Annotated in this window: 11 protein-coding genes and 1 pseudogene; 8 read left to right on the top strand and 4 right to left on the bottom strand. The window is 59.9% G+C overall.

The features are described 5' to 3' along the window. The first annotated feature begins 176 nt into the window (after window positions 1-176). The 3 genes and pseudogenes from ACODTO_RS03350 (at window position 177) to ACODTO_RS03340 (ending at window position 4,415) form a co-directional block, all read left to right on the top strand. On the top strand, window positions 177-581 hold the full coding sequence (locus ACODTO_RS03350) for a DUF488 domain-containing protein (RefSeq protein ID WP_139645917.1): 405 nt from the start codon (window positions 177-179) through the stop codon (window positions 579-581). A gap of 123 nt (window positions 582-704) precedes the next feature. After that, window positions 705-2,095 (top strand): annotated as a pseudogene (gene potE / locus ACODTO_RS03345) (putrescine-ornithine antiporter); the annotation flags it as partial. 13 nt (window positions 2,096-2,108) lie between these two features. Then, window positions 2,109-4,415: an Orn/Lys/Arg family decarboxylase gene (locus ACODTO_RS03340; RefSeq protein ID WP_489105960.1), complete on the top strand. Its 2,307-nt coding sequence runs from the start codon at window positions 2,109-2,111 to the stop codon at window positions 4,413-4,415. A gap of 47 nt (window positions 4,416-4,462) precedes the next feature. Here ACODTO_RS03340 and ACODTO_RS03335 read toward each other — a convergent pair whose 3' ends face one another. Beyond that, window positions 4,463-4,834 (bottom strand): PH domain-containing protein, encoded by a 372-nt coding sequence (locus ACODTO_RS03335; RefSeq protein ID WP_039592153.1) that lies wholly within the window; start codon window positions 4,832-4,834, stop codon window positions 4,463-4,465. A gap of 213 nt (window positions 4,835-5,047) precedes the next feature. Between ACODTO_RS03335 and dctP the strand changes: the two genes are divergently transcribed. The 3 genes from dctP to dctM all read left to right on the top strand — a co-directional run bounded on the left by dctP (window position 5,048) and on the right by dctM (window position 8,021). Continuing rightward, a complete protein-coding gene (dctP, locus tag ACODTO_RS03330) occupies window positions 5,048-6,043 on the top strand; it encodes a C4-dicarboxylate TRAP substrate-binding protein DctP (protein ID WP_047699677.1) in 996 nt (331 codons plus the stop codon). 65 nt (window positions 6,044-6,108) lie between these two features. Further along, window positions 6,109-6,741, top strand: coding sequence for a TRAP transporter small permease (locus tag ACODTO_RS03325; protein ID WP_489105959.1), 633 nt, complete (start codon window positions 6,109-6,111; stop codon window positions 6,739-6,741). Then, the gene (dctM, locus tag ACODTO_RS03320) at window positions 6,738-8,021 is read left to right on the top strand and encodes a C4-dicarboxylate TRAP transporter large permease protein DctM (RefSeq protein ID WP_047699676.1); all 1,284 of its coding nucleotides are present in this window, start codon (window positions 6,738-6,740) and stop codon (window positions 8,019-8,021) included. The genes ACODTO_RS03325 and dctM overlap by 4 nt, the downstream gene beginning before the upstream one ends. A 249-nt stretch (window positions 8,022-8,270) precedes the next feature. On the opposite strand, the gene ACODTO_RS03315 is transcribed toward dctM, so the two are convergent. Continuing rightward, window positions 8,271-8,498, bottom strand: coding sequence for a hypothetical protein (locus ACODTO_RS03315; protein ID WP_175361701.1), 228 nt, complete (start codon window positions 8,496-8,498; stop codon window positions 8,271-8,273). Then, window positions 8,495-9,007: a type VI secretion system amidase effector protein Tae4 gene (locus ACODTO_RS03310; protein WP_047699671.1), complete on the bottom strand. Its 513-nt coding sequence runs from the start codon at window positions 9,005-9,007 to the stop codon at window positions 8,495-8,497. Before ACODTO_RS03310 ends, ACODTO_RS03315 begins: the two co-directional genes overlap by 4 nt. Before the next feature lie 175 nt (window positions 9,008-9,182). Between ACODTO_RS03310 and ACODTO_RS03305 the strand changes: the two genes are divergently transcribed. Both ACODTO_RS03305 and ACODTO_RS03300 read left to right on the top strand, forming a co-directional pair. Then, the gene (locus ACODTO_RS03305; RefSeq protein WP_139645905.1) at window positions 9,183-10,178 is read left to right on the top strand and encodes a TRAP transporter substrate-binding protein; all 996 of its coding nucleotides are present in this window, start codon (window positions 9,183-9,185) and stop codon (window positions 10,176-10,178) included. Window positions 10,179-10,425: 247 nt separating this feature from the next. Beyond that, window positions 10,426-12,318 (top strand): alkaline phosphatase D family protein, encoded by a 1,893-nt coding sequence (locus tag ACODTO_RS03300; protein ID WP_489105958.1) that lies wholly within the window; start codon window positions 10,426-10,428, stop codon window positions 12,316-12,318. Between the two features lie 179 nt (window positions 12,319-12,497). Here the strand turns inward: ACODTO_RS03300 and ACODTO_RS03295 are convergent, their stop codons facing one another. Further along, a complete protein-coding gene (locus ACODTO_RS03295; RefSeq protein WP_489105957.1) occupies window positions 12,498-13,232 on the bottom strand; it encodes a YiaD family glycine zipper/OmpA-like lipoprotein in 735 nt (244 codons plus the stop codon). Between the last annotated feature and the right edge of the window lie 15 nt (window positions 13,233-13,247).

Genomic DNA, 13,247 nt, shown 5'->3' with positions numbered 1-13,247 from the left:
ATCAATGTCGGACGGACCGCCGCCATCGCGAGCAAGCTCGGCTCCCACAGGTTACGTGTTTGCTCGGGCATCTTTGCTTCCGCTCCGTCGGCATCTCATCTGGTATCGCCTTTCTCCCGTGATAACCCAGCCGCCAAGGCCTATGCTGACCCAATCCCCGCGACAGGCCGCTCGTGATGATCCAATGCAAACGCGCCTACGAAGCGCCCGCCCTCGACGATGGCCAGCGCGTGCTGGTCGACCGCCTGTGGCCGCGCAACTGCCGCAAGGACGCGTTGAGCATCGACGCATGGCTCCAGGACGTCGCTCCATCCCCTGAGCTGCGCAAGGCATTCAAGGGCGGTGAGATCTCCTTCGATCAATTCAAAACGGCTTATCGCCAGGAACTGGGCGCGCAACCGCAGCATTGGTGGAAGCTGGTCGATATCGCCTGCAATGGCACCCTCACCCTGGTCTACGCAGCCCGATCGCCCCTCGAAAACAATGCCGTGGTGCTGGCCGAATGGTTGGAGGATGAGGTGGAAAAACGGGCGCAAATGAGTTCGCCTGCGTGTTACCTGCCTGAGTTTCCGGGCCACTGAACCCGAGGCGACGCCGAAGGTTTTTCCACACTACCGGCCCCCCGAACTCACCACGCAAAGCCTTGCGACATCTCTATCTTCAGCTATAGCTAAGTCTTTACTGTGCGTTTGAGTGAGGCAGGGATGTCAGTCACCGAGAAGATGACGGTGATGCAATTGACCATGCTGACCGCCGTGAACATGCTCGGCTCAGGCATTGTGTTGTTGCCCACCAAACTCGCCGAGGTCGGGGGCATTTCTATCCTCTCCTGGCTGGTCACGGCCACCGGTTCATTGGCGCTGGCCTATTCGTTCGCCCGCTGCGGAATGCTCAGTCGCAAGACCGGTGGCATGGGGGGCTACGCCGAATATACCTTCGGCAAGGGCGGCAACTACATCACCAACTACACCTATGGCCTGTCGCTGCTGATCGCCAACGTGGCGATCAGCATTACCGCCGTAGGCTACACCCAGGAACTTCTGCAGGTCCGACTGGATGCCCTGCAAGTGGGGCTGGCGACCATCGCGCTGTTGTGGATCACCACACTCGCCAATTTCGGCGGTGCGCGGATCACCGGCCGGATAGGTTCGGTCACCGTGTGGGGGGTCATCGCGCCGGTGGCGCTTGTCTCGACCATCGGCTGGTTCTGGTTCGACAGCAGTGTCTACGCTGCCGGCTGGAACCCGCATGACAAGAGCTGGTACGACGCGGCGGGGGCTTCCGTGGCGATCACTTTGTGGGCCTTTCTCGGCCTGGAGTCGGCGTGTGCCAATACCGACGCTGTGGAGAATCCCGAGAAGAACGTACCCATTGCGGTGCTGGGCGGCACGCTGGGGGCAGCGGCGCTCTACATTGTCTCCACCAACGTGATTGCCGGGATCGTCGACAACCCCGAACTGGCCGCATCCACGGCGCCGTTCGGGCTGGTTTTCGCCAAGATGTTCACCCCGTTCGTGGGCGATATCGTGATGGGATTGATGGTGCTGGCCTGCATCGGTTCGTTGCTGGGATGGCAGTTCACCATTGCCCAGGTCTACAAAAGCTCGGCGGATACCGGGTATTTCCTGCCGATCTTCGCCAAGACCAACAAAGCCGGCACGCCGATTGTCGGCATGCTGGTGCTGCTTGCCGCGCAAACGGCACTGGGCCTGCTCACCATCAGCCCTGACCTGAGCAAGCAGTTCAACATTCTCGTCAACCTCGCGGTGGTCACCAACCTGGTGCCCTACATCCTTTCGATGGCCGCGTTGATGACCCTGCAAAAAGTGTCCAACGTCCCTGCCGGCAAGGCCTTGGTCACCAACATCATTGCCTGGGTAGCGGCGGCCTACAGTTATCTCGCGCTCTACAGCTCGGGCGAACAGGCGTTGATGCTCGGTGGCGTGGCGACCCTTTTCGGCTGCACGTTGTTCGGCTTCATCAACACCCGCCTCATTCGCCTCGAAGCGCTCAATAACAGTGCGCCGACGCAAACCGTCAGCGCACAACATCCAGAGGCGAGCCAGTACCTGTGAACCACTTGAATAAAGCCACTTCGGGGGCCTGCCATGACGGAAAACAAGCACACTCTGGGGATGCTCACCCTGCTGGTCAGCAGCCCGCCGGATAAACGCACAGTCTTCGGTCGTGCCCTGCTTCAGCTGATCAGCGACGTGGAGCAACGGGCCATCAGCCTGCTGGTGTCGGAATCCCTGAGCGACGCCACGTCGATCCTGAATTCGGACCCGGCGATTCAATGTGTCCTGCTCAGTTGGGAAATGGACGACAGCGAGGACCATGACGAGTGCATCAAGCTGCTGACCAATCTGCGTGAACGCAACACCCGGGTACCGGTCTTCCTGATCAGCGATCGCAGCAGCGCCTCCAGTATTCCCCTGGTGGTCATGCAATACGCCGACGACTTCATCTGGCTGCCGGAGGACACCAGCCGTTTCCTCAGCGGGCGAGTCCTGGCGGCCATCGAGCGGTATCGCAAAGCCTCCCTGCCACCGATGTTCGGTGCTCTGGTCAGGTTTGCCAGTTCCTACGAATACTCCTGGCACACTCCCGGACATGCAGGCGGCACAGCGTTTCTCAAGAGCACCGCAGGTCGGGCGTTCTACGAGTTCTTCGGGGAGAACCTGTTGCGTGCGGACCTGTCCATTTCGGTCGGGGAGCTGGGCTCGCTGCTGGATCACAGTGGTCCCATCGGCCAGGGTGAGCGCTATGCGTCCAAGGTGTTCGGCGCCCATCGCACGTACTACGTGACCAACGGTTCCTCGATGTCCAACCGCGTGATCCTCATGGCCAGCGTCACCCGCAACCAGATCGCCCTCTGCGACCGCAATTGCCACAAGTCGGCCGAGCATGCGATGACCCTGTCGGGCGCGCTGCCCACCTACCTGGTCCCCACCCGCAACCGCTACGGCATCATCGGCCCGATCCTGCCGCAGACCCTGAGCGCCGAAGGGGTTAAAGCGGCCATTGCGAATAACCCGCTGGTCAAGAAGGGCGTCGATCCGACACCGGTGCACGCGATCATCACCAACTCCACTTACGACGGCTTGACCTATAACGTCACCCGCGTAGAAGAACTGCTCGGACAAAGCGTCGACCGCCTGCATTTCGACGAAGCCTGGTACGGCTATGCACGTTTCAACCCGCTGTACCGCGACCGCTTCGCCATGCATGGCGACCCCGACGATCACGACGATTCGAAGCCAACCGTGTTCGCCACCCAGTCGACACACAAGCTGATTGCTGCCTTGTCCCAGGCCTCGATGATTCATGTGCGCAATGGCCGCAACCCGATCGAACACGGGCGGTTCAACGAGTCGTTCATGATGCACGCCTCGACCTCGCCCAACTACGCGATCATGGCCTCCTGCGACGTCAGTTCGGCCATGATGGAAGCACCGAGCGGGCAGATTCTGACCAGCGAATCCATCGAGGAAGCCGTCGCGTTTCGCCAGGTTCTGTCGCGCATGCACAACGAAATGTCGAGCAAGCACGAATGGTTCTTCACCTGCTGGCAACCGCCGTCGGTGCGCGTTGGCGCCAGCCAGATGCCGTTCCATGCAGTCGATCCGGCGCTGCTCAAGACGGACCCGAGCTGCTGGGTGTTGCATCCGAACGAGGTCTGGCATGGCTTCGGCGATATCGAAGAAGGCTATTGCATGCTCGACCCTATCAAGGTCTCAGTGTTGAGCCCCGGCATGGGGGATGATGGAAACCTGCTCGACTTCGGCATCCCGGCCTGCGTCCTGACGGCCTACCTGGAGCACCAGGGCATCGTGGTCGAGAAGACCACCGACTTCACCATCCTGTTTCTCTTCTCCATCGGCATCACCAAAGGGAAATGGGGCACCCTGGTCAACGCCCTGCTCGACTTCAAGCGCGACTATGACGAAAACACCGAGCTGGAGCTGTGCCTGCCGGACCTGCTGACCGCCAACCAGCAGCGCTACGCCGGCATGGGCCTCAAGGACCTGGCCGATGAAATCTTCGCCGCGATGAAAAAGACCAAGACCACCTCCACTATGGCCCAGGCGTTCGGCACGTTGCCCAAGGCCGTGTTCAGCCCGGTGCAAGCCTACGAAAAACTGGTGCGCAACGACGTCGAGCAAGTGACCCTGGAGGACGCAGCCGGACGCATCGCCGCCACCGGCATCGTGCCGTACCCACCCGGCATCCCCTTGTTGATGCCGGGGGAAAACACCGGCCCCGCGGATGGACCGTTGCTGGCTTATCTGAAAGCACTGGAGAGCTTCGATAGGTCCTTCCCCGGCTTCACCCATGACACCCATGGGATCGAAGTGGAGAACGGCGTCTATCGTTTACTGGTATTGACGTCCGGTGGGACGGATTTCGAGTGAGGGTAGGCGCCGATTACTGGCGCCCTCTCTCCCAGCGGGTCCTGAGGTCAGGCCAGGAGATGCCGGGAGATCACCTTCGAGATCTCGACGATCCCTGTCTTGCCGGTGAACTCGAACTTCACCTTGCCCAGGGATGAGAAGTAGATCTCCAGCTCGGAATCCAGATCGAAAGTGCCGGACGTTTCGACCGAGTAAGCCACGATGTTCTTGTATGGCAGGGAGGTGAAATCCTTCTTGCTGCCGGTGATGCCCTGTACGTTCACCGCGATGATGCGCTTGTTGGTGAAGACCACCCCATCGCGCATGGATTTGTAAGCGTCGATGACCTGCTCGCCGTCCAGCAGCAGGGCCGTGACACGCTCGGCATATTCGTCGTTCTGCTTGAGTTTGAAGAAGCCTTTGTTGTTGAAGTCGATCATCCGTAAATCCTTCGAGTTGAAAAGTATTCCAGGTCACCCGGCCAGTGGAGGCTGGCGGATGGGATTCTGAGGCTGTTGAAGCGAATCTCACAAGGACTGAAAGAGGACTTCCACCGGCAGGCGGTTTTCTGCCTAGACTTGCAACTGTCCCAACGTGCGTTAGGGTTGAATGAGCCCGCACGATAAATACAAAAATAACGAGGTATCCCCACAATGTTCAAACCAATCTGGAAAGCACTCGTCTGTACCCTCGCCCTCAGTGCATTGAGCACGGCCATGGCGGCTGATCCGGTCATCATCAAGTTCTCTCACGTGGTGGCCGAACAAACGCCCAAGGGCCAGGGCGCGTTGCTGTTCAAGAAGCTGGTGGAAGAACGACTCCCGGGCAAAGTGAAGGTGGAGGTCTACCCTAACTCCTCGCTGTTCGGTGACGGTAAGGAGATGGAAGCCTTGCTGCTGGGCGATGTACAGATGATTGCGCCATCGCTGGCCAAGTTCGAGCAATACACCAAGAGCGTGCAGTTGTTCGACTTGCCGTTCCTGTTCGACGACATTTCTGCCGTGGACCGCTTCCAGTTGAGCCCTGATGGGCAGAAGCTGCTCAAGTCCATGGAAAGCAAGAACATCACCGGGCTGGCTTATTGGCACAACGGCATGAAGCAGCTGTCGGCCAACAAGCCGCTGCGTGAACCCAAGGATGCCCGTGGCCTGAAGTTCCGGGTACAGGCCTCGGCCGTACTGGAGGAACAGTTCAAGGCGGTGAACGCCAACCCGCGCAAGATGAGTTTTGCCGAGGTGTACCAAGGCCTGCAGACCGGCGTGGTCAATGGTGCGGAAAACCCGTACTCGAACATCTACAGCCAGAAAATGCATGAAGTTCAGAAGTACATCACCGAATCCAACCACGGTGTACTCGACTATATGCTGATCACCAACACCACGTTCTGGAACGGCCTGCAACCCGATGTCCGTGCCGAACTGGACAAGATCATCAAGGAAGTCACCACCCAGGTAAACAAGGAAGCCGAACAACTGAACCAGGACGCCAAGCAGAAAATCGTCGACGCCAAAACCACCGAAATCATCACGCTCACACCTGAACAGCGTGGCGAATGGCGCGACAAGATGAAACCGGTGTGGAAGAAGTTCGAAGGCGACATCGGTGCTGATCTGATCAAAGCGGCCGAAGCCTCCAATAAAGCTCAGTAATGGGTTGGCCGGTGCTGCCGCCCTGGCAGCGCCGGCTTGTCATCCCCCTGCAGGAGATGTCCTCCATGAACGCTTTTCGGCGCATCTGGGAACACTTCGAGGAAGGTTTCATTGCCTTCCTTCTGGCCGCCATGACGTTGATCACTTTCGTCTATGTGGTGCTCAACAACCTCTACAGCGTCTTCTACAGCATCGGCGACAACTGGTCTGCCGTCAGTGAACCGGCGTCCGCCATTGGCGACGGCATCATGAATATGGCCCAGGCCATGACCTGGAGCAGCTCGCTGACCAAGGCGCTGTTCGGCTGGCTGATCTTTTTCGGCTTGTCGTATGGCGTGCGTACCGCCGGGCATATCGGCGTCGATGCGCTGGTGAAACTGGCCAGCAAGCCGGTGCAACGCTTTATCGGGGTGATCGCCTGCCTGTTCTGCCTGACCTACGCCGGACTGCTGGCGGTGGCAAGCTATGAATGGATCAATACGTTGATGATCGCGCAGATCGGCGCCGAGGATCTGGGTCAATTCGGCATCATGCAATGGCACATCGGGTTGATCGTACCGGTGGGTTTTGCCCTGGTGTTCATCCGCTTCGCGGAAATCCTCGTGCGCATCCTGAGAAATCGCCAGACAGGACTGGGCCTGGCCGATGAAGCGGCGGAGGCCATCAAACTGACCGAGCACGAGGAAGACAAGCCATGACCATTGCCTTCCTGTTCGTGGCACTGTTCGTGCTGATGTTCATTGGCGTGCCTATTGCCATCTCGTTGGGGTTGGCCGGCTCGCTGACCATTATTTTCTTCAGCCCGGACTCGGTACGCTCCCTGGCGATCAAGCTGTTCGAAACGTCCGAGCACTACACATTGCTGGCCATTCCATTCTTCCTGCTGGCCGGCGCGTTCATGACCACCGGCGGCGTGGCGCGACGGCTGATCGACTTCGCCAACGCCTGTGTCGGCCACATCCGAGGCGGCCTGGCGATTGCCGCGGTACTGGCATGCATGCTGTTTGCGGCACTGTCCGGCTCAAGCCCGGCAACGGTGGCGGCGGTCGGCTCCATCGCCATTGCCGGCATGGTGCGCTCGGGTTATCCACAGGCATTCGGTGCTGGCATCGTGTGTAACGCCGGGACACTGGGAATCCTGATTCCGCCCTCGATCGTGATGGTGGTGTATGCCGCCGCGACCGAAACCTCCGTGGGCAAACTGTTCATGGCCGGTGTGATTCCCGGGGTTCTGCTGGGCGTCGTGCTGATGATCGCGATCTACATCGTCGCCGTGAAAAAGAACCTGCCGGCCCTGCCCCGGGCAACGTTTCGCGAGTGGCTGTCTGCGGCACGCAAAGCGCTGTGGGGCCTGCTGTTGATGATCATCATCCTCGGCGGGATCTATTCGGGGATGTTCACTCCGACCGAAGCGGCTGCGGTGGCTGCGGTGTATTCAGCGTTCATCGCCTTGTTCGTCTACAAGGACCTCACGTTCCGTGAAACGCCGAAGGTGCTGCTGGAGTCGGCCAAGCTGAGCATCATGCTGATGTTCATCATCGCCAACGCCATGCTCTTCGCCCATGTGCTGACCACTGAGCAGCTTCCCCAGCAAATCACGGCATGGGTGATCGATGCCGGGCTCACGCCCGTGACGTTCCTGCTGGTGGTGAACATCGTGCTGCTGGTTGCCGGCGCGTTCATGGAGCCATCGGCAATCATCCTGATCCTGGCACCGATCCTGTTCCCCATCGCCATGCAATTGGGCATCGATCCGATCCACCTGGGCATCATCATGGTGGTGAACCTGGAGATTGGGTTGATTACACCGCCGGTGGGTCTGAACCTGTTCGTGACCTCGGCGGTGACCGGCATGTCCTTGCCTGCCACCATCCGCGCGGCCATGCCATGGTTGATGATCCTGCTGGCGTTCCTGGTGCTGATTACCTATGTGCCATGGATCTCGCTGGTGTTGCCGAACTGGTTGGGGATGAGTTGATTCAACCAGGCTCAGTGACCGAACTGCCGATCGACTGTGGGAGCAAGGCTTGCCCGCGATAAAGACGCCTCGGTTCCAAGATCAACGCGTTGACTTCATCGCCGGGGATCGGCACTTCATCGCCCTCGCGGCATTGATCCGCAAAAGCAGAACCCTGCAAAGGTTTGAGTCTCAGCCTTGCAGCGGCGCCCTTCAGGGCGTCGCTGTGACCTGTGGGTGCCGCAGCATTCCTGCGATGCTGTGGCTCGGTTAGATTCGGCGGTTGCGCCGGCGATTCCACAAGACCCCGACCACCGCCGCAATGATCACCACCCCGACGTTACCGAACAACCAGATTGCAAAGTTACGGCTCTGATCCGCCTCGCTTTCGTAGAACGGCCCAAAGTAGTTGCCGACCGCGATGAAAACCAGATTGAACGCCCCGACGGCCAGGGCAATGATCAGGAGGACAAACAACGTTCCCTTGATGACGTTCATATGACCCTCCAGAACCATATGTCCTTGGAGTCATGGAAATCCGAAAACGTACCTTCGATCGAAAAACCCATCTGTATACGCACGTAGCTCATCCAATCCGTCAGGCGTCGACCATTCCATAAGTCGATGTGGTCACCACTGCGACCGGCAGTGGTTTCATTTGCCCGACGCCAGAAGTCCTTGAAGAAAATAACGCCCTGCTGGCCTTTCAGGGCATCTTCGAAGTCTTCACTTTTGACCGTCTTCATGGGCTGCAAGCCGGGAATCCTGGCGCGGGTCAAGGCGTTGGCGAGCTCTTCGGCGGCCAATATGTGCCCTTCGCTTTTGGGGTGCTGCCAACAATGGCGCACGCTTTTGAGCTGGCTCATGTCGGCACCGGCGCGACGCAGCGCGACGCCGAGGCTGATCGCACATTGGTCGCTGAAGTTCTTGGCGCCCTTGGTTCTACAGGGCGCGGCGTCGCCGAATATCTGCGGATGACTGTTCCATAATTTATCGAATGTAAACATGCTGCCCCTTCCTTAGGTTCCTCGATTCTGACGACGTAGCCTAGCAGACACTCGAACCCCTCACTTGGACGGCATCCTGCAGCCTGCTTTTTTTCCCCTAGACTTGTCGTGGTCCGCTGTACGCCGGGTTTTGAATGAACCCGTACGATAAAGACAAATAAAAAGGAAGCCTGCAATGCTCAAGCCGATATGGAAGACACTCCTCTGCATCCTCGTCCTCAGTGCAGGGGCCACCGCGATGGCGGCAGAACCAATCGTGATCAAGTTTTCCCACGTCGTGGCCGAACAGACTCCGAAGGGCCAGGGCGCGTTGATGTTCAAGAAGCTGGTGGAGGAGCGACTGGCAGGCAAAGTGAAGGTCGAGGTGTATCCCAACTCCACCTTGTACAACGACGACAAGGAGATGGAGGCCCTGCTGTTGGGAGATGTGCAGATGATTGCGCGGTCGTTGGCCAAGTTCGAGCAGTACACCAAGACCGTGCAACTGTTCGACCTGCCGTTTCTGTTTGACGACATGGCCGCGGTGGAGCGCTTTCAACAGAGCCCCGAAGGCCAGAAGCTGCTCAAGTCCATGGAAAGCAAGAACATCACCGGCCTGGCTTATTGGCACAACGGCATGAAGCAGTTGTCGGCCAACAAGCCCTTGCGCATGCCCGATGATGCCCGTGGCCTGGTGTTCCGCATACAGACGTCCGCAGTCTTGGAAGAACAGTTCAAGGCAGTGGGCGCCAAGGCGCAGCCAATGATTTTTTCCGTGGCGTACCAGGCCTTGCGCGCAGGTGTCGTCAATGGCGCGGAAAATCCTTATTCGAACTTCTACAACCAGAAGCTGCATGAGGTGCAGAAATACGTCACCGAAACCAACCACGGTGCGCTCGACTACATGTGGATCACCACGTCCGATTTCTGGAATGGCCTGCCGCCGGACATCCGCAGCGAATTGGACAAGATCGTGGCGGAGGTGACCACCTATACCAACGGTGAGGCAGAGCGGTTGAACCAGCAGGATAAGCAACATGTCCTGGACGCCAAGACCACCGAGATCATTACCCTCACGCCGGAACAGCGCAACGCCTGGCGGGACAAGATGAAGCCGGTATGGGCGAAGTTCGAGAAGGAAATCGGAACGGATCTACTCAAGGCGGCGCAAGCGGCCAATCAGGTTCAGTGATCGAGCGACCTGTGGCGAGGGGATTCATCCCCGCTGGGCCGCGAAGCGGCCCCATCCAAACTACGAGCACATCGCTCGCTCATGGTTAGGGGGCTGCTGCGCACCCCAACGGGGCGGTGCGACGTTTCGCTAAATCCCCTCGCCACAAGAGCCGTGTCGCTTTGCTGCTCTTGTTCACCCCTCCTCAGTGCCAAAGCGCATTGCGTTATGATCCCCTCCTCGTTCTGAACCAGGGCTTTACCCGCGCATGCCTTCCACTGCTGATATCTCCATCACCCTGCCCCCCGTCCTGGTCGGTCCGCTGTTGCGGCGGCTGGAACCCACGCGGTTGGTGATGTGGCTGGTAGGGACGCGGTCGCTGGCGTTGACATTGCAGGTGGAAGGTGTGAGCGATCTGGCGCTGGATACCGAACGCTGCACGGTGGTGCCGGTGGGGCAGCAAGCGTTTGTGCACCTGATCGATGTCCGGCTCGATCATCCCCTGCCCCAGGACGTCGCGCTTGAATACGACCTGCTGGTGGACGGCGCGCCCATCGCCGAATGGGCGCCACACTTGTTGTATGGCAAGGCGAAACGCCCAAGTTTCGTGCTGCACTCGTGTATCGGCCAACTGGTCCACGGCTCATGTCGCAAACCCCATCATCCGGCCAACGACGGTTTGCTCTGTGTCGACCGGCTGCTCGCCCAGGCGCCTGAGCAACGGCCGGCACTGCTGATGATGAGCGGCGATCAAATCTACGCCGACGACGTTGCCGGGCCGATGCTGCGGGCGACTCATGCGTTGATCGAGCGGTTGGGGCTGTTCGAGGAGCGCCTGGACGGTGCGGTGGTGGAAGACAGCGCCCGGCTCTATCGACACCCGGCCAGCTACTACCATCGCGCCGACCTGCTACCGGCCCTGGAAAGCAACGAAACCCTGCGCGAGCGGTTTTTCGGCGGCGCACGCAAGCCGATTTTCACCAGCAGCAGCGCCGACAATCACCTGGTGACCTTCGCCGAGGTCATGGCGATGTATCTGCTGACCTGGTCGCCGGTGCCTTGGACGTTGATCGACCCGCAGCCACCCGAGCTGACCGTCGAGCGGCGCCAGCGCTACGCGTTGGAGCAGCAACGCATCGATGGCTTCAAGGCCGGCCTGGGTGGTGTGGCACGGGTATTCGCGCATCTGTCGAGCCTGATGATCTTCGACGATCACGACATCACCGATGACTGGAATCTGTCCGCGCAGTGGGAGGAAACGGCCTACGGCCACCCGTTCTCCAAGCGCATCATCGGCAACGCATTGATCGCTTACATGCTCTGCCAAGGCTGGGGCAACAACCCGGATGCGTTCGAGGAGGTGGTTCGCCAGACCGTGGCCCTGAGTGACACGGCACGGGACCGCTACCTGGACAGCGGCCCCCAGGACAAATTGATCGATACCTTGCTGGGCTTCCAGCAGTGGCACTACGTGTTGCCCAGCACCCCGGCCCTGGTGGTGCTCGACACCCGCACCCGCCGCTGGCGCAGCGAACGCAACCTCAGGCATCCCTCCGGTTTGCTGGATTGGGAAGCCCTGAGCGAACTGCAACAGGAACTGCTGGACCACCCTTCGGCGATCATCGTTTCGCCGGCCCCGATCTTCGGCGTGAAGCTGATCGAAACCGTGCAACGGGTGTTCAGTTGGTGTGGTTATCCGCTGCTGGTGGACGCGGAAAACTGGATGGCCCATCGCGGTGCGGCCCAGGTGATCCTGAACATTTTCCGACACTCGCGGACGCCGGGGAACTACGTGGTGTTGTCAGGGGATGTGCACTATTCCTTCGTCTACGAAGTGTTGATCCCCCATCGCAAGGGTGGCCCACGCATCTGGCAGGTCACCAGCAGCGGCATCAAGAATGAGTTCCCGCCGGTGCTGCTGGAATGGTTCGACCGCCTGAACCGTTGGCTCTACGCCCCACGCTCGCCCCTGAACTGGTTCACCCAGCGCCGACGCATGCGCATCATCCCCCACACCCCGGAACATGCCGAGGCGGGTGAGCGCTTGTGGAACTCGGCCGGGATCGGGCAGGTGTTTTTCAATGAGCAAGGCCAGCCCACGCAGATCTACCAGCACAACGCCAACGGCAAACCGCCGACGCGGATGCTGGGGCCGCGTTGACGGTGGGACTTTACCGAGGCCGGTAGACCGCTATCGCGAGCAGGCTCGCTCCCACAGTGGATCTGCGGTGTGCCAGATTCTGTGGAAACGAGCGCCCTCGCCACAGGGCTGGCATCAGGCTGAAAAAAAACGGGGGGCCATGTTTCCATGGCCCCCCGTTTTCAACTGCCGTCAGGCAATCACGGGTACTGCTGGTAAGTCTGCCCTTGCTGCGCCGGTGCCTGGTATTGCTGGCCCGGAATGGCCTTGAGGTTGACTTCGACGCGACGATTCTGCGCCCGACCGTTGACGTCGGCGTTGCTGGCCACCGGATTGTCCGGACCGGCCCCGCGGGCGCTCAGGTTGGCACCGCTGACGCCCTGGGACGTCAGGTAGGTCGCCACGCTCTGGGCACGGCGCTGGGACAGGTCCATGTTGTGCTGGCGGCTGCCGGTGCTGTCGGTGTAGCCGACGATTTCGATCTGATTCTGGTTGAACTCCTTGAGGGAGTTGGCCAGGTTGTTCAGCGGCTGGTAGAAGCTGGACGCGATGTTAGCCGAGTCGGTGGCGAAGGTGATGTTGCCCGGCATGATCAGTTTGATCTGGTCGCCCTGGCGCTGCACTTCAACACCGGTGTTGGCCATGCTGGCCCGCAGTTTCTTTTCCTGCTGGTCGGCGTAGTAACCGTAACCTGCCGCGGAAGCGCCCACGACCGCAGCGCCGATCAACGCGCCCTTGCCACGATTGTTGTGATCGATGGCCGCACCGGCCAGTGCACCGGCCAGGGCTCCGAGGCCGCCGTACTTGGCGGTCTTGCTCATCCCTGAAGAATCCGTGGAAGCCTGGCTCTGATTGTCATACGGGTTAGGCGACGCGCAGCCGGACAACAGGGCCACGGCGGTAGCGACAACGATCAAGCGACGCGAGGTGAACATGGGACAAGCTCCTGG

This window comes from Pseudomonas sp. FG13, assembly GCF_057809755.1.
This window is presented reverse-complemented; position numbering and strand designations above follow the sequence as displayed.

What these genes read in the sequence shown, in the direction of transcription:
- ACODTO_RS03325 (WP_489105959.1), top strand. Translation starts at nt 6,109, where the DNA reads ATGAACGCTTTTCGGCGCATCTGGGAACACTTCGAGGAAGGTTTCATT.
- ACODTO_RS03335 (WP_039592153.1), bottom strand. Translation starts at nt 4,834, where the DNA reads ATGATCGACTTCAACAACAAAGGCTTCTTCAAACTCAAGCAGAACGAC.
- ACODTO_RS03300 (WP_489105958.1), top strand. Translation starts at nt 10,426, where the DNA reads ATGCCTTCCACTGCTGATATCTCCATCACCCTGCCCCCCGTCCTGGTC.
- ACODTO_RS03310 (WP_047699671.1), bottom strand. Translation starts at nt 9,007, where the DNA reads ATGTTTACATTCGATAAATTATGGAACAGTCATCCGCAGATATTCGGC.
- dctM (WP_047699676.1), top strand. Translation starts at nt 6,738, where the DNA reads ATGACCATTGCCTTCCTGTTCGTGGCACTGTTCGTGCTGATGTTCATT.
- ACODTO_RS03340 (WP_489105960.1), top strand. Translation starts at nt 2,109, where the DNA reads ATGACGGAAAACAAGCACACTCTGGGGATGCTCACCCTGCTGGTCAGC.
- dctP (WP_047699677.1), top strand. Translation starts at nt 5,048, where the DNA reads ATGTTCAAACCAATCTGGAAAGCACTCGTCTGTACCCTCGCCCTCAGT.
- ACODTO_RS03305 (WP_139645905.1), top strand. Translation starts at nt 9,183, where the DNA reads ATGCTCAAGCCGATATGGAAGACACTCCTCTGCATCCTCGTCCTCAGT.
- ACODTO_RS03315 (WP_175361701.1), bottom strand. Translation starts at nt 8,498, where the DNA reads ATGAACGTCATCAAGGGAACGTTGTTTGTCCTCCTGATCATTGCCCTG.
- ACODTO_RS03295 (WP_489105957.1), bottom strand. Translation starts at nt 13,232, where the DNA reads ATGTTCACCTCGCGTCGCTTGATCGTTGTCGCTACCGCCGTGGCCCTG.
- ACODTO_RS03350 (WP_139645917.1), top strand. Translation starts at nt 177, where the DNA reads ATGATCCAATGCAAACGCGCCTACGAAGCGCCCGCCCTCGACGATGGC.